Annotated in this window: 16 protein-coding genes and 2 pseudogenes; 10 read left to right on the forward strand and 8 right to left on the reverse strand. The window is 72.6% G+C overall.

Annotated elements, in window-relative coordinates:
• Window positions 1-57 precede the first annotated feature (57 nt).
• From EAO70_RS40295 to EAO70_RS10220, 5 genes are all read left to right on the forward strand, one after another.
• The gene (locus EAO70_RS40295) at window positions 58-354 is read left to right on the forward strand and encodes a hypothetical protein (RefSeq protein WP_148002688.1); all 297 of its coding nucleotides are present in this window, start codon (window positions 58-60) and stop codon (window positions 352-354) included.
• A gap of 190 nt (window positions 355-544) precedes the next feature.
• A complete protein-coding gene (locus EAO70_RS10205) occupies window positions 545-4,630 on the forward strand; it encodes a molybdopterin-dependent oxidoreductase (protein ID WP_410091258.1) in 4,086 nt (1,361 codons plus the stop codon).
• Window positions 4,631-4,824: 194 nt separating this feature from the next.
• Entirely contained in the window at window positions 4,825-5,916 is a 1,092-nt protein-coding gene (locus EAO70_RS10210) for a sugar ABC transporter substrate-binding protein (protein ID WP_148002690.1), read from the forward strand.
• Window positions 5,917-6,080: 164 nt separating this feature from the next.
• On the forward strand, window positions 6,081-6,866 hold the full coding sequence (locus tag EAO70_RS10215) for an ATP-binding cassette domain-containing protein (protein WP_148002691.1): 786 nt from the start codon (window positions 6,081-6,083) through the stop codon (window positions 6,864-6,866).
• Window positions 6,863-8,158 (forward strand): sugar ABC transporter permease, encoded by a 1,296-nt coding sequence (locus EAO70_RS10220; protein WP_148002692.1) that lies wholly within the window; start codon window positions 6,863-6,865, stop codon window positions 8,156-8,158. Before EAO70_RS10215 ends, EAO70_RS10220 begins: the two co-directional genes overlap by 4 nt.
• A gap of 25 nt (window positions 8,159-8,183) precedes the next feature.
• On the opposite strand, the gene EAO70_RS10225 is transcribed toward EAO70_RS10220, so the two are convergent.
• The gene (locus EAO70_RS10225; protein WP_402112775.1) at window positions 8,184-9,950 is read right to left on the reverse strand and encodes a BCCT family transporter; all 1,767 of its coding nucleotides are present in this window, start codon (window positions 9,948-9,950) and stop codon (window positions 8,184-8,186) included.
• Window positions 9,951-10,179: 229 nt separating this feature from the next.
• Between EAO70_RS10225 and EAO70_RS10230 the strand changes: the two genes are divergently transcribed.
• Window positions 10,180-10,884, forward strand: a complete 705-nt coding sequence (locus EAO70_RS10230; protein WP_402112773.1) for a GntR family transcriptional regulator — start codon at window positions 10,180-10,182, stop codon at window positions 10,882-10,884.
• Window positions 10,885-11,143: 259 nt separating this feature from the next.
• Window positions 11,144-12,436 carry an amidohydrolase family protein gene (locus EAO70_RS10235; protein ID WP_148002693.1) on the forward strand — a complete coding sequence of 431 codons (1,293 nt, stop codon included), beginning with the start codon at window positions 11,144-11,146 and terminating at the stop codon, window positions 12,434-12,436.
• 102 nt (window positions 12,437-12,538) lie between these two features.
• On the opposite strand, the pseudogene EAO70_RS10240 reads toward EAO70_RS10235, so the two are convergent.
• Window positions 12,539-13,858, reverse strand: a pseudogene (locus tag EAO70_RS10240) (CocE/NonD family hydrolase); the annotation flags it as partial.
• Between the two features lie 225 nt (window positions 13,859-14,083).
• Here EAO70_RS10240 and EAO70_RS10245 point away from each other — a divergent pair.
• Window positions 14,084-15,637, forward strand: a complete 1,554-nt coding sequence (locus EAO70_RS10245; RefSeq protein ID WP_148002694.1) for a M1 family metallopeptidase — start codon at window positions 14,084-14,086, stop codon at window positions 15,635-15,637.
• 218 nt (window positions 15,638-15,855) lie between these two features.
• Here EAO70_RS10245 and EAO70_RS10250 read toward each other — a convergent pair whose 3' ends face one another.
• Both EAO70_RS10250 and EAO70_RS10255 read right to left on the reverse strand, forming a co-directional pair.
• Entirely contained in the window at window positions 15,856-16,737 is an 882-nt protein-coding gene (locus EAO70_RS10250) for an oxygenase MpaB family protein (RefSeq protein WP_148002695.1), read from the reverse strand.
• 96 nt (window positions 16,738-16,833) lie between these two features.
• Window positions 16,834-17,322, reverse strand: coding sequence for a hypothetical protein (locus EAO70_RS10255; protein ID WP_148002696.1), 489 nt, complete (start codon window positions 17,320-17,322; stop codon window positions 16,834-16,836).
• A gap of 158 nt (window positions 17,323-17,480) precedes the next feature.
• Here EAO70_RS10255 and sph point away from each other — a divergent pair, with 158 nt between their 5' ends.
• Window positions 17,481-18,485 carry a sphingomyelin phosphodiesterase gene (gene sph / locus EAO70_RS10260; RefSeq protein ID WP_261992791.1) on the forward strand — a complete coding sequence of 335 codons (1,005 nt, stop codon included), beginning with the start codon at window positions 17,481-17,483 and terminating at the stop codon, window positions 18,483-18,485.
• 37 nt (window positions 18,486-18,522) lie between these two features.
• On the opposite strand, the gene EAO70_RS10265 is transcribed toward sph, so the two are convergent.
• Together EAO70_RS10265 and EAO70_RS10270 are read right to left on the reverse strand one after the other, a co-directional pair.
• Window positions 18,523-19,026 (reverse strand): hypothetical protein, encoded by a 504-nt coding sequence (locus tag EAO70_RS10265; RefSeq protein ID WP_148002698.1) that lies wholly within the window; start codon window positions 19,024-19,026, stop codon window positions 18,523-18,525.
• Window positions 19,027-19,162: 136 nt separating this feature from the next.
• Window positions 19,163-19,237 (reverse strand): annotated as a pseudogene (locus EAO70_RS10270) (Appr-1-p processing protein); the annotation flags it as partial.
• Window positions 19,238-19,364: 127 nt separating this feature from the next.
• On the opposite strand from EAO70_RS10270, the gene EAO70_RS10275 reads away from it, so the two are divergent.
• Complete coding sequence (locus EAO70_RS10275; RefSeq protein ID WP_148002699.1) at window positions 19,365-20,102, forward strand: MerR family transcriptional regulator; 738 nt, start codon at window positions 19,365-19,367, stop codon at window positions 20,100-20,102.
• A 95-nt stretch (window positions 20,103-20,197) separates the two neighbouring features.
• Here EAO70_RS10275 and EAO70_RS10280 read toward each other — a convergent pair whose 3' ends face one another.
• Window positions 20,198-22,372: a 3-hydroxyacyl-CoA dehydrogenase NAD-binding domain-containing protein gene (locus EAO70_RS10280; RefSeq protein ID WP_148002700.1), complete on the reverse strand. Its 2,175-nt coding sequence runs from the start codon at window positions 22,370-22,372 to the stop codon at window positions 20,198-20,200.
• Window positions 22,373-22,419: 47 nt separating this feature from the next.
• Complete coding sequence (locus EAO70_RS10285) at window positions 22,420-23,634, reverse strand: acetyl-CoA C-acetyltransferase (RefSeq protein WP_148002701.1); 1,215 nt, start codon at window positions 23,632-23,634, stop codon at window positions 22,420-22,422.
• Between the last annotated feature and the right edge of the window lie 76 nt (window positions 23,635-23,710).

Consider the following 23,710-nt stretch of genomic DNA (forward strand, 5'->3'; position numbering starts at 1 on the left):
GGGGACGGCGAGGCGAGGCGGGGACGGCCCGGCCCACCGATCTGAGTACCGGTACTCATGGCCGGAGACGAGACCGACCGGAGGATCGCCGCGCTCGCGCGGGAGTTCGAGTCGACGGTGAACCGCCTCACCGACAACGAGGAGATCATCACCGGTCTCAAGGCCTTCCTGCGGCTGCTGCGCGCCACCGACACCCTCGGCGCACCCGGGACGTCAAGCGCACCCAGCGCCCACGGCACACCTGCCGCACCCGACACCTCCGGCGCACCCACCGTGCCCGGGCCCGCCGGAGGCCCAACGCCCCGTGACGTCGCGCCCCGCGGTTCTCACACCGCGCCCGGTGCCGCTGTGTGACCGGTGTTACGGACCAAGATCCGCCCAGGTGACACGGGCGTAACCGCTGCTGCGTACGGTCGGGGCTCGAACGGTTCCACAGAGAGGCGCCCCGGTGACCCCACAGGACACGCCGACCCCCGGTGGCGGTACGGCCGGTACGCCCGACCAGGTGCGGACCGTCTGCTCGTACTGCGGAGTGGGGTGCGGCATGCTCCTCGACATCGGCCTCGGGCCCGACGGGCGTCGCACCGTCCTCAGGGCGACCGGCGACAAGGACCACCCCGCCAACCGCGGCCGCCTGTGCACCAAGGGCGCCACGACCGCCGACCTGCTCGCGGCCCCCGGCCGGCTGACCACCGCGCTGGTCCGCGCGGAGCGCGGCGCGGACCCGCTCCCCACCGACACCGAACAGACCCTCACCGAGACCGGCCACCGGCTGCGCGCCATCGTCGACGAGCACGGGCCGGACGCCGTCGCGCTGTACGTGTCCGGCCAGATGAGCCTGGAGGCGCAGTACCTCGCCAACAAGCTGGCCAAGGGCTTCATCGGCACCCACCGGATCGAGTCCAACTCGCGGCTCTGCATGGCGAGCGCCGGCACCGGCTACAAACTGTCCCTGGGGGCCGACGGCCCGCCGGGCTCGTACGACGACCTCGATCTCGCCGACGTCTTCCTCGTCATCGGCTCCAACATGGCCGACTGCCACCCCATCCTGTTCCTGCGCATGATGGAGCGGGTCAAGGCCGGCGCGAAGCTGATCGTCGTCGACCCCCGCCGCACCGCCACCGCCGAGAAGGCGGACCTCTTCCTGCGCGTCCGGCCGGGCACCGACCTCGCCCTGCTCAACGGGCTCCTGCACCTGCTGCACGAGAACGGCGACACCGACCCCGGGTTCATCGCCGCGCACACCGAGGGCTGGGACGCGATGCCCGCGTTCCTCGCCGACTACCCGCCGGCCGCCGTCGCCGACGTCACCGGCATACCCGAGGCCGACCTCCGCACCGCCGCGGAGTGGATCGGCGCGGCGGGCGAGTGGACCAGCTGCTGGACCATGGGGCTCAACCAGTCGACGCACGGCACCTGGAACACCAACGCCCTGGTCAACCTGCACCTGGCGACCGGCGCGATCTGCCGTCCCGGGTCGGGCCCCTTCTCGCTGACCGGCCAGCCCAACGCGATGGGCGGCCGCGAGATGGGCTACATGGGCCCCGGCCTCCCCGGCCAGCGCTCGGTCCTGGTGGCCGGGGACCGCGCCTTCACCGAGGAACTCTGGGACCTCCCGCCCGGCACGATCCGCGAGGACGGCTCGGGGCAGGGCACGATCGACCTCTTCCGGCGCATGGCGGACGGCGAGATCAAGGCCTGCTGGATCATCTGCACCAACCCGGTCGCCTCCGTCGGCAACCGCGCCACCGTCGTCGAGGCCCTGCGGACCGCCGAACTCGTCATCACCCAGGACGCGTTCGCCGACACCGAGACCAACGCGTACGCGGACGTCGTGCTGCCCGCCGCCCTGTGGACCGAGGCCGAGGGCGTCCTGATCAACAGCGAGCGGAACCTGACCCTCGCCCGGCCGGCGGTCGACCCGCCCGGGGAGGCGCTCGCCGACTGGCGGATCATCGCGCACATCGCCCGCGCGATGGGCTACGAGAAGGCGTTCGCGTACGACAGCGCCGAGGAGGTTTTCGAGGAGATCCGGCGCGCCGGGAACCCGGGGACCGGTTACGACCTGAGCGGGGTGTCGTACGAGCGGCTGCGCGACACCCCCGTCCAATGGCCGGCCGCGAGCGGGGGCCCGGCCCGGAACCCGATCCGGTACGTCGGGGGGAACGGCGACGGCCCGGGCTCGGGTCCGGTGTTCCCGACCCCGAGCGGCCGGGCGGTCTTCCACGCCCGGCCGCATATCGACCCCGCCGAGATGCCGGACGACCGCTTTCCGTTCGTCCTCAACACCGGGCGGCTCCAGCACCAGTGGCACACCCTCACCAAGACCGGCCGGGTCGCCAGGCTGAACAGGCTGAACCCGGCGCCGTTCGTCGAAGTGCACCCCGAGGACGCCGCCCGGCTCGGGATCGCGGCGGGCGACGCGGTGGAGATCGCCTCGCGGCGCGGTAAGGCGGTGCTCCCCGCCGTGGTCACCGATCGGGTGGCGCCGGGGAGCTGCTTCGCGCCGTTCCACTGGAACGACCTCTTCGGCGACGACCTCTGCGTCAACGTCGTCACCAACGACGCCGTCGACCCGCTCTCCTTCCAGCCCGAGCTGAAGGTGTGCGCGGTGGCCCTGACGCGGACGACGGCCCCGGTGCGTATCACGACCGCGCTTCCCGCACCGGCCGCCCAGGAGGCCCCCGCGGCCGCGCAGCCGGTGGTCCCGGGCGGCGCTCTGCCGGCCGGGCCGGCGGCCGCCTTCGGTCTCGACCCCGCCCCGCCGCCCGTCCTCTCCGCCGAGGAGCGGCAGTACCTCGTCGGCTTCCTCGCCGGGCTGGAGTCGGGCGCGCCCGGGGTGCCGGTGCTGCCGGCCGGCGCGCCCTTCCGCGAGGACAACGCCCGTTGGGTGAACGGGGTCCTGGCCGGCCTGTACTCCCGCGCGCCGCTGGCCGCCGCCCCAGTGGTCGGCGAGGGCGCCGGGGTGGCGGGCCGGGAGGTGGTCGTCCTGTGGGCCTCGCAGACCGGGAACGCCGAGGACTTCGCGGCGGCCACCGCCGAGCGGCTGCTGTCGGCGGGCCATCGGGCCGTGCTCTCGGGCATGGAGGGGGCCGACCTCGGGGCGCTGCCGCCCGCCGCCGACCTGCTGCTGATCACGAGCACCTTCGGGGACGGCGACGCGCCGGACAACGGCTCCGGGTTCTGGGACGCGCTGACCACGCCCGGCACCCCGCGCCTCGACGGCCGCCGCTTCGCCGTGCTGGCCCTCGGGGACTCCTCGTACGGCGACTTCTGCGGGCACGGGCGGCGCCTGGACCGGCGGCTGGACGAGCTGGGCGGTGTCCGCCTGGCGCCGCGTACCGACTGCGAACCCGACTACGAGGCCTCCGCGCTGGCCTGGCTCGATCAGGTCTTGGCCGGGCTCGCCGACGGTCCGGAGGGCCCGCCGTCCGCGTCCGCCTGGTCCGGCGTCGGCGTGCCGGGCGCCGCCCCACCGGCTGCCCCACCGGCTGCCCCGCCCCGGCGGTCCGGCCCGGTGAGCGTCCCCGCGCGCCTGGTCGGGAACCGTCTGCTCAGCCTGCCGGGGGCGGGCAAGGAGGTCCGGCGGTTCACCTTCGACACCCGGGAGCACGGGACGCCCCTCGGGTACGAGAGCGGGGACGCGCTCGGCGTCCAGCCTGTCAACTGCCCGGATCTGGTGGCCGAGTGGCTGGCCGTGACGGGGCTCGACGCGGACTCCCCGGTGGACCTGCCCGACCGGGGGGCCGTGCCGTTCGGCGAGGCGCTGCACCGGCACCTCGACATCACCCGTGCCACGCCCGCGCTCCTCGCCTTCGTCACCGAGCGGACCGGCGACCGGGAGCTCAAGCGGCTCCTGCGGCCCGACAACAAGGACGGGTTCGCCCGCTGGGTCTGGGGCCGGCAGGCCGTGGACGTCCTCGCCGAGCACCCCGTCCGCGCCGGCGCGCAGGAGTGGGCCGGGGTCCTGGGCCGGCTCGGGCCCCGGCTGTACTCCATCTCCTCCAGTCCGCTCACCGACCCCCATCTGGTGTCCCTCACCGTCTCGGTGGTCCGCTACGAGAACCGGCGCGGGCGCCCCCGCAAGGGGGTCTGTTCGCCGTTCCTGGCGGACGCCGCGTCCGGTGCGCCCGTCCCCGTGCACGTCCGGCGCGCCCCGCACTTCCGGCCGCCCGCCGACCCGTCGACGCCGATGGTGATGGTGGGGCCGGGCACCGGTGTGGCGCCGTTCGTCGGCTTCCTCGACGAGCGCCGTGCCCTCGGTCACCGGGCGCCGAACTGGCTCTTCTTCGGCGAGCAGCACCGCGCCACGGACTTCTACTACGAGGAGGAGCTGACCGCCCTGCTGGCGGACGGCACGCTCGACCGTCTCGACACCGCGTTCTCCCGCGACCAGCGCGCCAAGGTCTACGTCCAGGACCGGATGCGCGAGCACGGGCCGCAGCTGTGGTCGTGGCTCCGGTCCGGCGCCCACTTCTACGTGTGCGGCGACGCGGCCCGGATGGCGAAGGACGTGGACCGCGCGCTCCGCGACATCGCCGTGACGCACGGGGGCATGGACGAGGCGGCGGCGGGGGCGTACGTCAAGCAGCTGGCCGCCGACCGCCGGTACGTGCGGGACGTGTACTGAGGGTTCGCGGCTCTCCGGTCCCGGCGCTCAGGCGCGGTCCACCGGGGTGCGGTCGCCGCCCGGCCGAGAGCGGTGGGGGTTCACCCGCTTGCCGGACCCCAGCTTGACGCTAATGTCGATATATAGGCCACATGTGCATCCTCCGTCCCGCGCTCATCGGGCGGCGGGAGGGCGGAGTACGGAAGGAGCCTCCCATGACCCGTAGATTGCGGGGAGCCATAGCCCTCGCCGGGGCGACCGCCCTCTGTCTGGGCGCGGTGGCGACCAGCGGGGCGGCCCAGCCCGGCGCGGAGTCGGCGCAGCGGCAGGACGTGCGGATCGGTCTGCTGCTGCCGGAGAGCAAGACCACGCGGTACGAGAAGTTCGACCGGCCGTACATCGAGGCCAAGATCAAGGAACTGGCACCGGGCGCCCAGATCGACTACTACAACGCCGCCGAGAGCGCGACGACCCAGCAGCAGCAGGTGAACACGGCGCTGGCCAAGGGCGACAAGGTCCTCATCCTGGACGCCGTGGACGCCAAGTCGATCCAGTCGTCCGTGCAGAAGGCCCATGACGCGGGCGTGAAGGTCGTCGCGTACGACCGCCTCGCCCAGGGCCCGGTCGACTCGTACGTCTCGTACGACAACCGCAAGGTGGGCGAGCTGCAGGGCCAGGCGCTCCTCGACGCGCTCGGCGACAAGGCCGGGAGCGGCGAGATCGTGATGCACAACGGGTCGCCGACGGACCCGAACGCGGCGGAGTTCAAGGCCGGCGCGCACTCGGTCCTGGACGGCAAGGTGAAGATCGGCAAGGAGTACGACACCCCGAACTGGGACCCGAACAACGCCAACCAGCAGATGTCCGGCGCGATCAGCGCCCTGGGCAAGGACAAGATCGTCGGAGTCTACTCGGCCAACGACGGTCTGGCCGCGGGCATCGCCACCGCCCTCAAGGCGGCGGGCATGAACGTGCCGCTGACCGGCCAGGACGCCCAGCTCGACGCGATCCAGCGGATCCTGCTCGGCACCCAGACGATCACCGTCATGAAGCCGTACAAGCCGGAGGCGGACATCGCGGCCACGATGGCCGTCGACTTCGCCGAGGGCAAGCCCCTGCCGGCCGACCTGGTCCCCACCACCGTCACCAGCGGCAGCGGCCAGAAGGTCCCGGCCAACCTGCTGACGCCGGTCGTGGTCGACAAGACCAACATCAAGGACACCGTCGTCAAGGACGGCCTGTACACGGTGCAGGAGATCTGCACACCGACGTACGCCGCCGCCTGCAAGGAAGCCGGTCTCCAGTAGCCGCGCGCGCGGCGATTCCGTCCCGGCGCGCAGCATGACGCCCGGGCGCACGGCAGGTCCGTCCCGGGCGTCGCGGTCCCGGGCGTTCCATCCCGGCGCGCGGTCCCTCCGTCCCGTGGGGCGGGGCGGTCCGCGCGGCCGGGCGAGCGGAGGAGGCGGTTCCGTTGCCGGAGCCACCCGTGCTCTCCCTTCGGGGGATCTCCAAGCGGTTCGGCGCGGTCCAGGCCCTGAAGGACTTCGACCTGGACGTCCATCCCGGTGAGGTGGTCGCGCTGGTCGGCGACAACGGCGCCGGCAAGTCGACCGCGGTCAAGTCGATCGCGGGGGTGAACCCGCCCGACGAGGGCGTCATCACCTGGGAGGGGCGGCCGGTCTCCATCGGCCGGCCGCACGACGCACAGAATCTCGGGATCGCCACCGTCTACCAGGACCTGGCGCTGTGCGACAACCTCGACGTGGTCGCCAACCTGTTCCTCGGCCGGGAGCTGCGGCGGTTCGGTGTGCTCGACGAGGTCCGCATGGACCAGCGGGCGCGCGAACTCCTCGACACCCTGTCCATCCGCATCCCGAGCGTCCGCATCCCCGTCGCCTCCCTCTCCGGGGGGCAGCGCCAGACGGTGGCGATCGCCCGTTCGCTGATCGGCGCGCCGAAGGTCGTCATCCTGGACGAGCCCACCGCCGCCCTGGGCGTGGAGCAGACGGCCGAGGTGCTCGACCTCGTGGAACGGCTCCGCGAGCAGGGTCTCGGCACCATTCTGATCAGCCACAACATGGTGGACGTGATGGCGGTCGCCGACCGGATCGCGGTGATGCGCCTCGGTCGCAACAACGGCTTCTTCGACAAGCGCTCCACCACCACCGAGGAGATCATCTCGGCGATCACGGGGGCCACCGACAGCGCCGTCACCCGCCGCCAGGCGCGCAAGCGGGAGCAGGAGGAGGAGCGATGAGACGCGACCGTGGCCGCGACCCCTCCGGCGGATCCCCCGACGCGGGCAGCCAGGAACCGGCGTCCGGTGCCGTGCCCGCCGTCGACACCCGGCTCCTCGTCCGCGAGGAGGGCATCAAGGGCTATCTCGGCGAGTTCCGGCGCAGGATGCGCAGCGGCGAGCTGGGCTCGCTGCCCGTCGTCCTCGCCGTGATCATCATCTGGACGGTGTTCGGCAGCCTGAACAGCACGTTCCTGTCGGCGCAGAACCTGTCCGACCTCAGTCAGCAGATCGTCGGCACGGGCATGATCGCCGTCGGGATCGTCTTCGTGCTGCTGCTGGGCGAGATCGACCTCTCCGTGGGCTCGGTCAGCGGTCTGTGTGCCGCGATCTTCGCCGTGCTGAACGTCCTGAACGGCATGAACGAGTGGCTCGCGCTGCTCGTCGCGATCGCGGGCGGCGCCGCCGTCGGGCTCATCCAGGGCTTCTTCTTCGCGAAGGTGGGGGTGCCGGCGTTCGTGGTGACCCTGGCGGGCAACCTCGCCTGGAACGGACTCATGCTCCAGGTGCTCGGCACCAGCGGCACGGTCAACATCCCGAGCGAGAGCATCGTCTCCCGGCTGTACTCGACGATCTACCACAGCCCGGCCGCCGCGTACGTGGCGGCGGCGGTGGGGGTCGGACTGTTCCTGGCGGCCTCGCTCCTGGACGCCCAGCGGCGGCGGGCGGCCCGGGTGCCGTTCCGGCCGCTCTCCGAGATCGTGCTGCGGACGGTCGTGATCGCCGCGCTGGCCTTCGCCACCGCGTACATCCTCAACCAGTACCGGGGGCTGCCACTCGCGCTCCTGATCTTCCTGGTCCTGCTGGTGGTGCTGGACTTCGTGCTGCGGCGCACCACGTACGGCCGCCGGATCTTCGCGGTAGGCGGGAACATCGAGGGGGCGCGCAGGGCGGGCATCAGCGTGCCGTTCGTCCGGATGACGGTCTTCTCCATCGCCGGGACCATGGCGGCGGTCGGCGGTCTCTTCCTCGCCGGGCAGATCCAGTCCGCGAGCCAGACCTCCGGCGGCGGGAACCTGCTGATGAACGTGATCGCCGCGGCCGTCATCGGCGGTACGAGCCTCTTCGGCGGCCGCGGCACGGTGTGGTCGGCGCTGCTCGGTGCCCTGGTGATCGGATCCATCCAGTCGGGCATGAACATCATGGGCGTGAGCAACGCCGTCCAGTTCATGATCACGGGCGCGGTCCTGCTGGCCGCGGTGGTGGTCGACTCCCTGTCCCGCCGCTCCCAGAAGGCGGCGGGCAGGGCGTGAGAAGACGCGAACGGCTCAGGACGGTTCAGGTCTTGTCGGGGTCCCGGGAGGTGCCCCGGGTGTCCTGAGTGGTGTCCTGGGTGCCGGGGCCGATGCGGAGCTCGAAGTCGCCGTCGTACTTCTCGTGGCCCGCGATCACGGCGAGTTCGACGACCTCGGTGCCCACCTCGCCGCGGACGATCAGCGGGTCCTTGCGGAGGTCCCGCATCAGCGCCACGCACATGCCGATCATCACGAGGACGAACGGGGCCGCCACCAGGATCGTGAGGTTCTGCAGGCCCGCGAGGGCGTCGCCCTGGCCGTCGCCGATGAGGAGCATGATGGCGGCGACCGCGCCGGTCACCACGCCCCAGAACACCACCACGGGGCGGGTGGGTTCGAACGCGCCCCGCTGGGAGAGCGTGCCCATGACGATCGAGGCGGCGTCCGCGCCCGACACGAAGAAGATGCCGACGAGGATCATCACGAGCAGGCTCATCGCGCCGGTGATCGGGAACTCCTGGAGCACGCCGAACAGCTGCCCCTCCGGCGTCGTCTCGGCCCCCAGGTCGCCCTGCTCGCGCAGCTTCATCGCCGAGCCGCCGAAGATGGCGAACCACACGAGGCTGACGGTGCTCGGCACCAGGATGACCCCGCCGACGAACTGGCGGATGGTGCGGCCGCGGCTGATCCGGGCGATGAACATGCCGACGAACGGCGTCCAGGAGATCCACCAGGCCCAGTAGAAGACGGTCCAGCTGCCCAGCCAGTCGTGGATCTCCGCGCCGCTGGTCGCCTCCGTCCGCCCGGCGAGCTGCGGCAGCTCGTCGATGTAGGCGGCGATCGAGGTGGGCAGCAGGTCGAGCACGATGATGGTGGGGCCCGCGACGAAGACGAACACGGCGAGCACCGCGGCGAGCACCATGTTGATGTTGGAGAGCCACTGGATGCCCTTCTCCACCCCGGAGATGGCGGAGAAGACGAAGGCCACGGTCAGTACGGCGATGATGACGACGAGCAGCCCCGTACCGGTCTTCTCCATCCAGCCCAGCTCCTCGAAGCCGCTGCCGATCTGGAGCGCGCCCAGACCGAGCGAGGCGGCGGACCCGAACAGGGTGGCGAAGATGGCGAGGATGTCGATGATTCGGCCCGGCCCGCCGTACGCCGCCCGCTCACCGATCAGCGGGACGAACACCGCGCTGATGGTCTGCCGGCGCCGCCTGCGGAACGTGGAGTAGGCGATGGCCAGTCCGACGACCGCGTAGATCGCCCACGGATGGAGCGTCCAGTGGAAGAGCGTGGTGGCCATGGCGGTCTGCATGCGCTCGGCCGAGTCGGCGGGGTGGGTGCCCGGCGGCGGTGTGCCGTAGTGGGCGAGCGGCTCGCTCACGCCGTAGAACATCAGCCCGATGCCCATGCCGGCGCTGAACATCATGGCGATCCACGAGACCGTGCGGAACTCCGGCCCCTCGCTCTCCTGGCCCAGCGTGATCCGGCCGTACCGGCTGATCGCCAGCCAGAGCGCGAACACGACGAAGCCGGACGCGGCCAGCATGAACGCCCAGCCGCCGTTGCGGATCAGCCCGTCGAGCAGGTCGCTCGACACGTTCTCCAGACTGTCGGTGGCGGTGGCGCCCCAGACGACGAACGCCACGGTGAGGACGGCGGTGACGCCGAACACGACCCGGTCGGTACGGGCGCGCTGGTGCTCGGAGGGGTGGCCCGGGACGTCCGCCGTCACCGGCAGCGCCTCCCGCCCGCCCCGTTCCGCGCCTGTTCGGTGGCCGTCCGGCCCCTGGTCTTCCTGCGACACAGATCACACCTTTCACGGGCAGAGCGGCATTTCATACCAAACCTAACGATGTCTCTGTAAGGCAGTACCACAGCCGGGGCCGAACAGCGGGGACCAACAGACCCCGACGGCCCGGCCGGTGAGCGGCGCGCGCCGCCGGGGACCGCTCGCGGGCGTCGTATCCTCGCCCCGGAACACCCCGCGCGCGGGGACGGGCGGGCACGGCGGAGCAGGAAAGAGGGCGGCACGGGTGACGGACGGACGACGGGCCGACTCGACGGCCGCGACCCCGGACGGCGGAGCCGGCGGCCAGGCCGCCGTCCCGATGGGCACGCGCGCGCGTGAGGCGGTCCTCCAGCGCATCGTGGACCGGCGGTACGCCCAGGGCGCCCGACTGGTCGAGCGGGAGGTCGCCGAGGAGCTCGGCATGTCGCGCGTGCCGGTGCGGGAGGCGCTGCGCGCCCTGGTCTCCGAGGGCCTCCTGGAACTGCTCCCGCACAGCGGGGTCCGCGTCCGCCGCCTGGAACGCGCCGACGTGGAGCACCTGTACGAGGTGTGGGAACCTCTCACCATCCAGGCGGCCCGGCTGGCGGCGCGGGCGCGGGCGGCCGGCGACACCGAGGGGCTCGCCACCCTGGAGGCGGCGCTGCACCAGGCCGAGCGGGCGGCGGCCGCGGACGAGGCGACGCGCGAGGTGGCCGCCCACACCGCCTTCCACGAGCGCATGGTCGCCATGGCGGGGAACCCGCTGCTGGCCCGCACCATGGAGCAGCTCAGCTGGCAGCTGCGGCTGGTGTTCGGCCTGCGGGAGGAGCCGGCGCACATGAGGGCGCAGCACGCCGAGATGTACCGGCACATCGCCGCCGGGGACGCCGAGGCGGCCGCGGCGAGCACGCTGCTCCACGTACGGGACAGCCGTGCGGTCGCGCTGCGGTCCCTGTTCGGCGACGTCTGAGGTCCACCGGCGCCGGGGCCGCGGGCCGGGGTCCGGCGTGCGGCGCCCGACGGCGTCTGGCGCCTGACACCTGGCACCTCCGCGCGGCACACTATTCGTATACCAAGAAGGCGTGATCGCGCACCCCTGACATACAAGACCGGGACGAAAGCCGCATGGAATGCGTGTGTCCGATTCCGTGGATCATCTCCCTTGTCCGCCGCCTCCGCCTTGGTATACAAAACGGGGAAGCCCTCGACCACTCCCCCAAGGAGCACCCATGTGTGTCGAAGCCATCCCTCCGCCCTCCCGCTCGGTGACCCGCCGCGGTGTCCTCGCCGGAGCGGCCGCCCTCGCCGGCACCGCGGCCGCGGCGGGGCGGGCGTCCGCCGCCGACGGCCCCGCGGCCGGCTCGGGACGCCGCGCCCCCGGTGCCGCGGCACGCGCCGGTCACCTGGTGATCCGGGGCGGCACCCTCCTGGACCCGGCGACCGGCGAGGTCACCGAGGACGCCGTCGTCGTCATCGAGGACGGCACCGTCCGGGCCGCGGGCCGCCGGGGCACCGTCGCGGCGCCGCACGGCGTCGAGGTGCTCGACGCGCACGGCCGCTGGATCCTGCCCGGTCTGGTGGACGCGCACATCCACCTCAGCACCGCGGCGGAGGCGCGCGACGCGGTGCGCCGGGGCGCGACGAGCGCGCGCAGCGGATCGACCTCGTTCTTCCAGGACATCGCCGTCCGCGAACTCGCCCGGCACAGCCCGGCCCTCGCGCCGCGGCTGCGGGCCGCCGGGGTGTTCGTCACCCCGGACCTCGGCGACACCGTGCTCGCCGACCCGGACCTGACCCCACTGGTCCGCCTCAAGGACGGGGTGCGCTCGGCGGAGGCGCTGCGGCGGGTCGTGGAGGTGAACCTCGCCCGCGGCGCGGACGTCGTCAAGACCCGGGTCAACGAACGGGCCGGGCTCCCGGAGCAGGATCCGCTCGCCCAGGTCTACTCGCGCGAGCAGCTCGCGGAGATCGTCGCGGCGGCCCGCCGGGGCGGCCGGGGCGTGCTCTGCCACAGCTACAGCGAGCAGGGCTGCCACGACGCCGTCATGGCGGGCGTCCGCTCCCTGGAGCACGGCGCGTTCGTCGGCGAGCGGACCCTGCGCGAGATGCGGCGCCGGGGCACGTACTTCACCCCGACCCTCACCGCCATCGCCGGACTGGCGGAGTCCCCGGACCCGGTCCTCGCCGAGCGCGGCCGCAGCTACCTGCCGGTCCTGAAGCGCGCGGTCCTCGCCGCGCACGAACTCGGCGTTCCGCTGGCGGCGGGCACCGACTCCTCCGGCGGGGTGGTGGACCCCATCGGCGGCGAGGTCGCACTCATGCACTCCGCGGGGCTGTCGCCGCTCGACGCGATCCGCACGGCGACGACGGGCGCGGCCCGTCTGCTGGGCCTCGGCGGCACGGTGGGCCGGCTCACCCGCGGCTTCGCGGGCGACGCCCTGCTGCTGTCTGGGGACCCGCTCGCCGACCTGTCGGTCCTCGAGCGGCCCGTGGCGGTGGTACGGGCGGGCGTCGCGGCCTGAGAACGGCCCACTCCCCCTCGTACGCCCGTACGCCCCGCCCCTCCGCCCTCGCGGCACTCCGCAGCCGTCCCCACCACCCTGCGCCCCGCCCCCGGCACGGCCGCCGGGCCCGGCGGCCGTGCCGGGGGCGGGGCGCAGGGTGGTGGGGACGGTGGTGCGCGGCGGCCACTGGCGGTCGGTGGTCCACCGGTCCGGGGCGCGCTCGATGTCGGCGACGGGTTCGCGGTCGATGCCGTTGTCGTAGCCGAGGAGGTGGTGGTCGAACCACCGGTGCAGGGTGCGGACCCATTCGGCGCGCCGGAAGTCGAAGGGGTCGACGTGGCCGGTCTGGGCGAGCCAGATCTTCCGCTCGACGCCGTGGGCGCCGAGGGCGTCCCACCACCGGCCGAACTGGCCGGCGCGCACGTTGAGGTCCTGCTGACCGTGCACGACGAAGACGCTGGCCTTGACCTCGGCGGCGTTCCGGACGTGGTCGCGCTCGGTCCAGGCGGCCGTGCGGTCGCCGCTGTACGGGGTGGCGGCGGTGATGCGGTCCTGGACGGCGGCGCAGCGGGCCCGCGCCCCGGGGCTGTTGACGTAGTCGGAGAGCCAGCTCGGGTTGGCGTCGTAGAGGGGGGCGCCCTGGGAGTGGAAGTAGTCGTACCAGGAGGAGATGGCGCCGATCGGAACGATCGTTTTCAGCCCTTCGACGCCGGTGGCGGCGACGCCGTTGGCGATGGTGCCGTCCCAGCTCTTGCCGATCATGCCGACGTCGCCGGTGCTCCAGGTGGTGGCGCGGGACCGGGTGTCGCCCGTACGGGTGGTGTAGCCCCGGGCGCGGCCGTTCAGCCAGTCGACGACGGCCTTGGCCGACTGGACGTCGGAGCGTCCGCCGACGTCGTCGCAGCCGTCGGAGCGGTTGGTGCCGGCGAGGTCGACGGCGGCGAAGGCGTAGCCGCGCGGGACGAAGAAGTTGTCGTAGAACAGCGGGAGTCCGACGGGGTTCCCGTCGGCGTCGTAGGTCTTCCTCTGGCTCTCGTTGCCGCGTCCGCAGCAGGCGTAGTACGGGCTGGCGTCCATGATGACCGGGATCCGCCGGCCGGCCGCGGCGGTCTCCCGGGGGCGGACGATGTCGACGGCGACCCGGTCCGTGCGCCCGTCGCCGTCGCCGTCGAGCCCGGTGTCGACCCAGACGGACTCACGGACGGCGTCGGCGTAGGAGTGGACGGGCCGCGACTCCCGGACGGGGCGCCCGGCGGAGGCGGCGGCCGGTCCGAACCCGGCGGACGCGGAGAGCGTGGCGGGCCCGGCGACCGGTGCGGTGGCTTCCGGATCGGCGCCGGCGGGCGTGACCAGAGCAGCGAGCAGGGCGGCCGTGGCCGCGGTCACCAGGGTTCCGTACGACAGTCGGGCTCCGCGGGTTCTCCGCATTCGCATCGGCATGGGCGGGAACGTACCCCGGTCAACTCCCGTGCAAAAGAGTGCCGGAGGCGATCGGACGGGATTCCGGTCGATTCAGGAGGCGGACGGGTTGATGTCGGCCGAATGGCGATCGTGTGACAGCGGGTCCTCTGGACGTGACGGTGCGTCGGGGCTCTGAATAGTGTCCTGGCTAAGGACCGACGACCACCCGCGCGTCTTACGTTTCTTATGACTTGGGGAGCACCTGTGCACCGCAGAATCATCGTTCCGAGCGCCCTCGCGGCCTCCCTGCTGCTGGCGATCCCGGCATCGGCGGCCGATTACGTCCCTGGGGCCCCGGGCATCGGCGACTCCTACTATCCGAACAGCGGCAACGGCGGCTACGACGTCTCGCACTACGACCTGCGCCTGACGTACCAGCCCGCCACCGACCTCCTGGAGGGCACGGCGACGATCGTCGCCACCACCAGGCAGAACCTGTCCCGGTTCAACCTCGACCTCGGTCTGAAGGTCAGCGAGGTCCGGGTCAACGGCCGGGTGGCGACGTTCGCCACCTCGGGCTCGCACGAGCTGGAGGTCACCCCGGCGACCCCGCTGGAGAAGAACAAGGCGCTCTCGATCGTCGTCCGCTACGCGGGCAAGCCCTCCGAGGTGAAGATCGACGGCTGGACGGCCTGGGCCCGTACCCCGGACGGCGGTGTCGCCGCGCAGGAGCCGGACTCGGCGGCCTGGTGGTTCCCCTCCAACGACCACCCGCTGGACAAGGCGACCTTCGACGTCTCCGTCGCGGTGCCGGACGGCACCCAGGCCATCAGCAACGGCGTGCTGCAGTCGCAGTCCTCGCGGCTCGGCTGGACCCGCTACAACTGGCGCTCGAACAAGCCGCAGGCGACGTACCTGGCCACGCTCGCCGTCGGGAAGTTCGACATCACGACGGACAGGACGGCGAACGGGCTGCCGGTCCTCAACGCGTACAGCAAGGACCTCGGCGACAACGACGGCGCCGCCCGCGCCTCGATCGAGCGGACGACCGAGGTCGCGGAGTGGCTGGAGGGGGTCTTCGGGCCGTACCCCTTCAACGCCCTCGGCGGTTACGTGCCGAACGTGACCAGCGGCTTCGCCCTGGAGACGCAGACCCGGCCGTTCTACAGCCCGCGGCAGTTCGCCAACGGCGCGAACGTGTCGGTGGTCGTCCACGAGCTGGCGCACCAGTGGTACGGCGACAGCGTGTCCGTCCGCGACTGGAAGGACATCTGGGTCAACGAGGGCTTCGCCCGCTACAGCCAGTGGCTGTGGTCGGAGAAGGAGGGCGAGGGCACGGCCCAGGAGCTGGCGGACTACCTGTACGCCCTGCGGACCGCCGAGGACCCGTTCTGGACGGTGAAGCCGGGCGACCCCGGCCCGGAGAACCAGTTCCACATCGCCGTCTACGACCGGGGCGCGCTGGCCCTCCAGGCGCTGCGCAACGAGATCGGGGACGAGGACTTCTTCGCGATCCTGAAGGGCTGGCCGCAGAAGTTCGCCCACGGCAACGCGCGGGTGGCCGACTTCGTGCGGTACGCGGAGAAGGTCTCCGGCAAGCCCCTGGCCGAGCTGTTCGACACCTGGCTGTACGAGCCGTCGAAGCCGTCCGCGTCGACCGCGGCGGCGGCCGGCCTGTCCGCCCCCGCGGCGGCACCGGCGTCCGGCGGCCCGTCCGCGCGCACGGGCGCGGCGCCGAAGCCGGCGCAGCCGAAGTCGTGGAAGAAGATCGCGGCGACGAACTCGGTCCACGAGTCGGGGCGCCACGGCGACCACTGAGCGGCGCGGTGACCGGGGCCTCGTCGGCCCCAGGTCACCGGTCGGGCCCCGCCTTCGTGCGGGGCCCGACCGCGTGCGGGGCCCGTCTGCGTGGGGCCGGTCGGCTAGCGGGGCCGGTCGGCCCGGGTGCGGGCCGTCTGCTTGCGGGGCTGTCTGCTTGCGGGGCCGTCGCGTGCGCCGGGGGCGGGCCGACCGGTCTCGGCGTACCCCCGCGGGTGTCAGCGCCCGGCTCGGCGGGCCGCCTCGCGGGCCTTTCGCGCCAGGGGCAGGTAGCGCAGCCGCTCCGGCAGGACGGGGACCACCCACCGGACCACCCGGGCGAGGCGGCGCAGCGTCCGCTCCTGGTCATCCGTCCAGGTGAGCCCGATCGCCTCCCGGGCGTCCGGCGGCATCAGGCCGGCGGTGAGGAAGGCGCGCAGCCGCAGGAACGGGCGGCGCAGGACCGGCCAGAGCAGCCGGAGGGCGAGCCGGAGCGGAAGCGGTCCGCGGTCGGGGGCGGGCACGGGCTGTCCGGGGTCGAGCAGCTCCCGGACGACGACGGTCGCCTCCAGCTCGTCCGCGAGGACCTTCCGGTAGTACGGCCAGAACTCCTCGATCGTCTGCGGCATGTCCCGGTCGTGGATGCCGAGGATCCGGCCGACCTGGAGCCACTCGGCGTACAGCTGCCGTTCCTGCGCCTCGGTGAGGGGGCGGGCGAGGAGGCGGAGGCCGTGTGTGTAGACGGGGAAGCCGGTCGCGTGGACCCAGGCGTAGTTGGCGGGGGTCAGTGCGTGGTAGCGGCGGCCGCGGGTGTCCGTGCCCTGGATGTCGCGGTGCAGCCGGCGCAGGCGGCGACCCTCGCGCGCGGCGTCCTCGCCTCCGTAGATCCACAGCTGGAGGGAGCGCAGGGAGCGCTCGCCGCGGCCCCAGGGGTCGGTGCGGAAGACCGAGTGGGCGTCGACGCCGGCGCCGATGGCGGGGTGGGCGACCTGCATCGTGAGGGCGGCCGGGAGCATCAGGAGCGCGCGGACGTCACCGGCGAGGCTCCACAGCACGCCCCCGACGGGCGGCGGCACCGGATCGGCACCGGTGACCCGGTCGCCGGACTTCTGGGTTTCCATGGGCTCTCTCCTCACACTCCAGGCTGCACCCACGACGAAGGGGCCGTCACCCGGGCGTTTCAACCCCTGGTGACGGCCCCTTCCGGGGAGTACGGGTCAGCCGCGGTCGGCGCCGACCGGCTCGCCGACGATGCGGGCGGCGAGGGCGTGGGCCCAGGCGTCGACGTCGGCGTTGAGCTCGCGCTCGGCGGCGGCGCGCTCCTCGGCGATCTTCGCGGAACCGGCGGCGATGATCGACTCGCGCTCGGTGTTGCCCTCGGCGCGGGCGGCGGCGATGGCGACCGAGCCCTCCTCGACGGCCTTGGCGCGGATACGGGCCGCCTCGTGGCGGGCCTCGGCCAGCTCGGCCTCGTACTGCTCGCGGATCTGCGCGGCCTCGGTGCGCAGGTCGTCGGCGCGCCCGGTGCCGCCGTCGATGGCGTCCTCGCGCTCGTCGAGCGTGCGCCGGATCTTCGGCAGGATGCCCTTCGCCAGGATGAGGAAGGTGAGGGCGAACAGCACGAGGCCGAGGATGAGCTCCGCCCAGACAGGGTTGAGCGGACCGAGGTCCATATTGAAGACGGTCGAGTTCGAAGCGAGGGTCATGCGCGCATTCTACCTGCTAGAAAAAGCGACAATTCGGGCTACCCGGCGAGAGTTGTCGCGTTCGTGCGGACTCGGCCAGATTCCCGGCACCCAAAGGCTACCGGAAGGTAACTCCGGCTGATTGTATGTGCCGCGCCAGCACAACCCCCCACACCCTCATGGGAGTTCCTGTGTCGCTTGCACCGCTTCGCCGCGCCCCCGGCGCCGTCCTGTCCCTGGTCCTCGCCGCGGCCACCCTGGCCGTGACCGCGCCGGGCGCGACCGCCGCCCCCGCCGGAGCGGCCGCCGAGGCCCCGCGCCTGAAGGTGCTCACGTACAACGCCTTCCTGTTCTCGAAGACGCTGTACCCGAACTGGGGCCAGGACCACCGGGCCAAGGCGATTCCGGCCGCCCCCTGGTACCAGGGGCAGGACGTCGTGGTGATCCAGGAGGCCTTCGACAACGCCGCCTCGGACGCCCTCAAGGCGAACTCCGCCCGCCCGTACCCGTACCAGACCCCGATCGTGGGCCGCAGCAAGAGCGGCTGGGACGCCACCGGCGGCTCCTACTCCGCGACCACGCCCGAGGACGGCGGAGTGACGATCCTCAGCAAGTGGCCGATCATCCGCAAGGAGCAGCACGTCTACAAGGACGCGTGCGGCGCCGACTGGTGGTCGAACAAGGGCTTCGCCTACGCGGTGCTCGACGTGAACGGCAGCCGGGTGCACGTGCTCGGCACCCACGCGCAGTCCACCGACCCGGGGTGCTCGGCGGGCGAGGCGGCGCAGACGCGCAGCCGCCAGTTCAAGGCGATCGACGCCTTCCTCGACGCGAAGAACATCCCGGCGAACGAGCAGGTGATCGTCGCCGGCGACATGAACGTCGACTCGCACACCCCCGAGTACGGCACGATGCTCGCCGACGCGGGCCTGGCGGGGGCCGACGCGCGCACCGGCCACCCGTACTCCTTCGACACCGACCTCAACTCGATCGCCTCCGAGCGCTACCCGGACGACCCCCGCGAGGACCTGGACCACGTCCTCTACCGCTCGGGGAACGCCCGGCCGGCGAACTGGACCAACCACGTGGTCCTGGAGAAGAGCGCCCCGTGGACGGTCTCCAGCTGGGGCACGAGCTACACGTACACGAACCTCTCCGACCACTACCCGGTCACCGGCTTCTGAGCCCCGGCCGGCCGCTCGGCGGCGGCGGGCGCGGGACTCAGTACCCGTATCCGCCGCCGAAGAGGCTGTAGAGCCAGGCGCCCAGGACCCCGGTGACACAGAGCAGCACCACGAAGGAGCCGAGGCTCGTGTGCCGCTCCCTGCGGGGCCGGGCGGGGCGTGCGGCACGGGCCGCGCGGGGCGGCCTGCCCGGCTTCCCGGAGCCGGCCGCCCGCCCCGCGCGCGCCGGCTGCGCTGCGGCGGGCTCGGCGACCGCCGCGACCTCGGCGAGCATCCGCCGGCAGACCGCCGCGAGCTCGGCCGTCCCGGCCGTCAGGTCGACGACCACCTCGGTGCGGGCGGGCGCGGTGGTGCCCCCGTCGAGGAGCCGCCCGGCACGCAGCAGCGCCTGGTCCTTGCCCCCGGTCGGGCCCAGGCTTATCCAGCGGCGCACGTGCTCGCCCCGGATCACCACACCGCCGCCCCGCTCCCGGTAGACGGTGTGCTCCCGCCACAGGACTCCGGCCAACTGATCAGCCGTCTCCCTGAGTTGCGTGTACATCTGACTCCCCTGTTCCCGTTCCCCCAGTTCGAACAGCGGCAGACTCTAGCCGCAGACACCGACACACCGCGCGACACCCCCGGCCCACCGCCCGTTACGCACCGAAGTCGTACACGGTGACCGGTGTCCCCCGCTCGACATGCGCGACGATCTTGACGCCCCTGCCCCGCGGCGCGGTCGCGTCCCCCCGGACGTACGTGATCCCGTTCATGACGATCACGCTACGACCCGGCACTGACAACGCCCGGCGGTCTTTTACAGCTCTGGTGAGACAGCAATACTGTCCCGGTCGGCCTCAGCGGCCGGATTCGGCAGGGATCGGAAGCGAGGCGGCTCGGATGGACGTCGGGAGCGACGCGGAGGGCGGGGCCAGCTACACCGTCGACGAGCTGGCCGCGCGGGCCGGCGTCACGGTGCGGACCGTGCGGTTCTACGGGACCCGCGGCCTCCTCCCGCCGCCCGTCATCGGGGCGCGGCGCGTCGGGCACTACGGGCAGGGCCATCTGTCGCGGCTCGCGCTCATCGAGGAGCTCCAGCGGCAGGGGATGACGCTGGCCGCGATCGAGCGGTACCTGGAGCAGCTGCCGGCCGACCTCAGCGCCCAGGACCTGGCGATCCACCGGGCCCTGGTGGCCTCGTGGGCGCCGGAGTCCGCCGAGTCCATCACCCGGCGGGAGCTGGAGCGGCGGGCCGGCCGGGAGCTGACCGAGCGGGACGTGGAGCGGCTCGCCGCGATGGGCGTGCTCGACCGGACCGCCGACGACGACACCTTCCGGCTCGACGGGTCGCTGCTCCGGCTCGGCGTCGAGCTGCTCGACGTGCCCATCGAGCACGAGACGATCCTCGCCTCCCGCACCGTCCTCCTGGAGCACGCGCGCGCCGCGGCGCAGGAGCTGTCCCGGCTGTTCCGGGACGAGGTGTGGAGCCCGTACCGGGAGAGCGGCGAGGACCCGGACCACCTGAGCGCGATGAGGTCGCTCTCGGCGCACATGCAGCCGATGGTGGTCCAGGCCCTCCTCACGGCCTTCCAGCGCTCACTGAGCGAGGAGCTGCGGTCGGCGTTCGGGCGGCGGTGAGAAGGGGGAGCCGGGCGGACGTCGGCTCCCCGGGCACCGGCGGTGACGGGAGCCGGCGGTGACGGGAGCCGTCCGGGCGCCGGCTCCCCCCGCCGTCACGCGTCGGTGAAGACCTCGCCCCGCTCCGCCTTCTCCACCAGCAGCGCGGGCGGGGTGAACCGCTCGCCGTACGTCTCCGCCAGCTCGCGGGCGCGGGTCACGAAGCCGGGCAGACCGCCCTCGTAGCCGTTGATGTACTGGAGGATGCCGCCCGTCCAGGCCGGGAAGCCGATGCCCATGATCGAGCCGATGTTGGCGTCGGCGACCGAGGTCAGGACGCCCTCCTCCAGGAGGCGGACGGTGTCCAGGGCCTCGGCGAAGAGCATCCGCTCCTGCATGTCGCGGAACGGGATCTCGTACCCGGGCTTGGCGAAGTGCTCGCGCAGCCCGGGCCAGAGCTTCCCGCGCTTCCCGTCCTCGCCGTACTCGTAGAATCCGGCGCCGCCGCTGCGGCCGGGGCGGCCGAACTCGTCGACCATGCGGTCGATGACGGCCTCGCCCGGGTGGGTGTCCCAGGTCCCGCCGGCCTCCTCGACCGCCCGCTTCGTCTCGTTGCGGATCTTGCGCGGGAGGGTCAGGGTCAGCTCGTCCATCAGGGAGAGGACCTTCGCCGGGTAGCCCGCCTGCGCGGCGGCCTGCTCGACGGAGGCGGGCTCGATGCCCTCGCCGACCATGGCGACGCCCTCGTTGATGAAGTGGCCGATGACCCGGGAGGTGAAGAAGCCCCGCGAGTCGTTGACCACGATCGGCGTCTTGTTGATCTGCCGTACCAGGTCGAAGGCGCGGGCGAGCGCCTCGTCGCCGGTCCGCTCCCCCTTGATGATCTCGACCAGCGGCATCTTGTCGACGGGCGAGAAGAAGTGCAGGCCGATGAAGTCGCCCTGGCGCTCCACGCCCTCGGCGAGCACGGAGATCGGCAGGGTCGAGGTGTTGGAGCAGAGCAGCGCGTCGGGCTCGACGACGTCCTGGATCTCCTGGAACACCTTGTGCTTGAGCGCCGTGTCCTCGAAGACCGCCTCGATGACCGCGTCGCAGCCGGCGAGGTCGCGGGCCTCGGCGGTCGGGGTGATCCGGGCGAGGAGGGCGTCGGCCTTCTCCTGGGTGGTGCGGCCGCGCTTGACGGCCTTGGCGCAGAGGGCCTCGGAGTACGCCTTGCCCTTGGCCGCGGACTCGGCGGAGACGTCCTTGAGGACGACCTCGATGCCGGCGCGGGCGCAGGAGTACGCGATGCCGGCGCCCATCATGCCCGCGCCGAGGACGGCGACCTTGCGGACCGGGCGGGACTCGACGCCCTTCGGACGGCTGGCGCCGGAGTTGACGGCCTGGAGGTCGAAGAAGAACGCCTGGATCATGTTCTTCGCCGTCTGCCCGACGACGAGCTCGGTGAAGTAGCGGCTCTCGATGACGGCCGCGGTCTCGAAGTCGACCTGGGAGCCCTCGACGGCGGCGGCCATGATGGCGCGCGGCGCCGGGTAGGGCGCGCCGTTGAGCTGCTTGCGCAGGTTCGCCGGGAAGGCGGGGAGGTTCGCGGCGAACTTCGGGTTCGACGGGGTGCCGCCGGGGATCCGGTAGCCGGGGACGTCCCAGGGCTGCCGGGACTCGGGGTTCGCGTCGATGAAGGCGATGGCCTTGGCCATCATGTCCTCGGGGGTGGTGGCCAGCTCGTCGACGAGACCACTGTCGAGGGCGCGCTTCGGGGGGTACTGGGTGCCCTGGAGCAGCACCTTCAGCAGGGCGTCGGTGATGCCCATGAGGCGCACGGTACGGGTGACGCCGCCGCCGCCCGGCAGCAGTCCGAGGGTGACCTCGGGGAGGCCGATCTTGGAGCCCGGGGTGTCGAGGGCGACGCGGTGGTGCGAGGCGAGGGCGATCTCGTAGCCGCCGCCCAGCGCGGCGCCGTTGATCGCGGCCACGACGGGCTTGCCGAGGGTCTCGATCCTGCGCAGCGCGTTCTTGATGCCGAGGCCGCCCTCGAAGATGTCCTGGGCGTGCTCGGGGCCCGCCTGGACCATGTCCTTGAGGTCGCCGCCGGCGAAGAAGGTCTTCTTCGCGGAGGTGTAGATGATGCCGCGGATGGAGTCCTTCTCGGCCTCGATGCGGTCGGCGATCGCGACGATCGAGGCCCGGAAGGCCTGGTTCATGGTGTTGGCGGACTGGTTCGGGTCGTCGAGGACGAGGGTGACGATCCCGGTCTCGTCCTGCTCCCAGCGGATGGTGGTGCTCTCGCTCATGTCTCTGCTTCTCCGTGGATCCGTGAAGAGGGGTTCGGACGGGACGGTCAGACGCGCTCGACGACGGTGGCGATGCCCATGCCGCCGCCGACGCAGAGGGTGGCGAGGCCGTAGCGCTTGTCCTGCCGCTCCAGCTCGTCGACGAGGGTGCCGAGGATCATCGCGCCGGTGGCGCCGAGCGGGTGGCCGAGCGCGATGGCGCCGCCGTTGACGTTGACCTTGTCCAGCGTGATGCCCATGTCCTTGACGAAGCGCAGGACGACGGCGGCGAAGGCCTCGTTGATCTCGACGAGGTCGATGTCGTCGATGGTCAGGCCGGCCTTGGCGAGGGCCTTGCGGGCGGCCGGGGCGGGCCCGGTCAGCATGATCGTCGGCTCGGAGCCGGAGACGGCGGCCGAGACGATCCGGGCGCGGGGGGCGAGGCCGTTGCGCTCGCCGGCCTCCTTGGAGCCGATGGCGACGAGCGAGGCGCCGTCGACGATGCCGGAGGAGTTGCCGGCGTGGTGGACGTGGTCGATCTCCTCGATCCAGTGGTACTTCTGCAGGGCGACGGCGTCGAAGCCGCCCAGCTCGCCGATGTCGGCGAAGGAGGGCTTGAGCCGGGCGAGGGAGTCGGCGGTGGTGCCGGGGCGCAGGAACTCGTCGTGGTCGAGGACGGTGAGGCCCGCGCGGTCCTTCACGGGGACGATCGAGCGAGTGAAGCGCCCGTCCTTGACGGCTGCGGCGGCGCGCTCCTGGGAGAGCGCGGCGTACTCGTCGACGTCGCGGCGGGTGAAGCCCTCGATGGTGGCGATGAGGTCGGCGCCGATGCCCTGGGGGACGAAGTCGGTGTCCAGGTTGGTCATCGGGTCGGCGAACCAGGCGCCGCCGTCGGAGGCCATCGGCACCCGGGACATGGACTCGACGCCGCCGGCCAGGACGAGGTCCTCCCAGCCGGAGCGGATCTTCATGGCGGCCATGTTGACCGCTTCGAGGCCGGAGGCACAGAAGCGGTTCTCCTGGACGCCGGCGACGGTGTCGGGGAGTCCGGCGGCGATGGCGGCGATGCGGGCGATGTCGGAGCCCTGGTCGCCGACGGGGCCGACGACGCCGAGGACGATGTCGTCGATGGTGGCCGGGTCGAGGCCGGGGTTGCGGGTCTGGATCTCCCGGATGAGGCCGACGACCAGGTCGATCGGCTTGGTGCCGTGGAGGGAGCCGTTGGCCTTGCCGCGTCCGCGCGGGGTGCGGATCGCGTCGTACACGTACGCTTCGGTGCTCACGGAAAGCCTTTCGCGATGAGGGTTGGGGAGGCGGACGTCCCCGACGCCGGCCGGGCGCTCGACGCCCTGGACGAGC

Origin of the sequence: Streptomyces sp. adm13(2018) (assembly GCF_008042145.1) — a bacterium.
GTDB lineage: Bacteria > Actinomycetota > Actinomycetes > Streptomycetales > Streptomycetaceae > Streptomyces.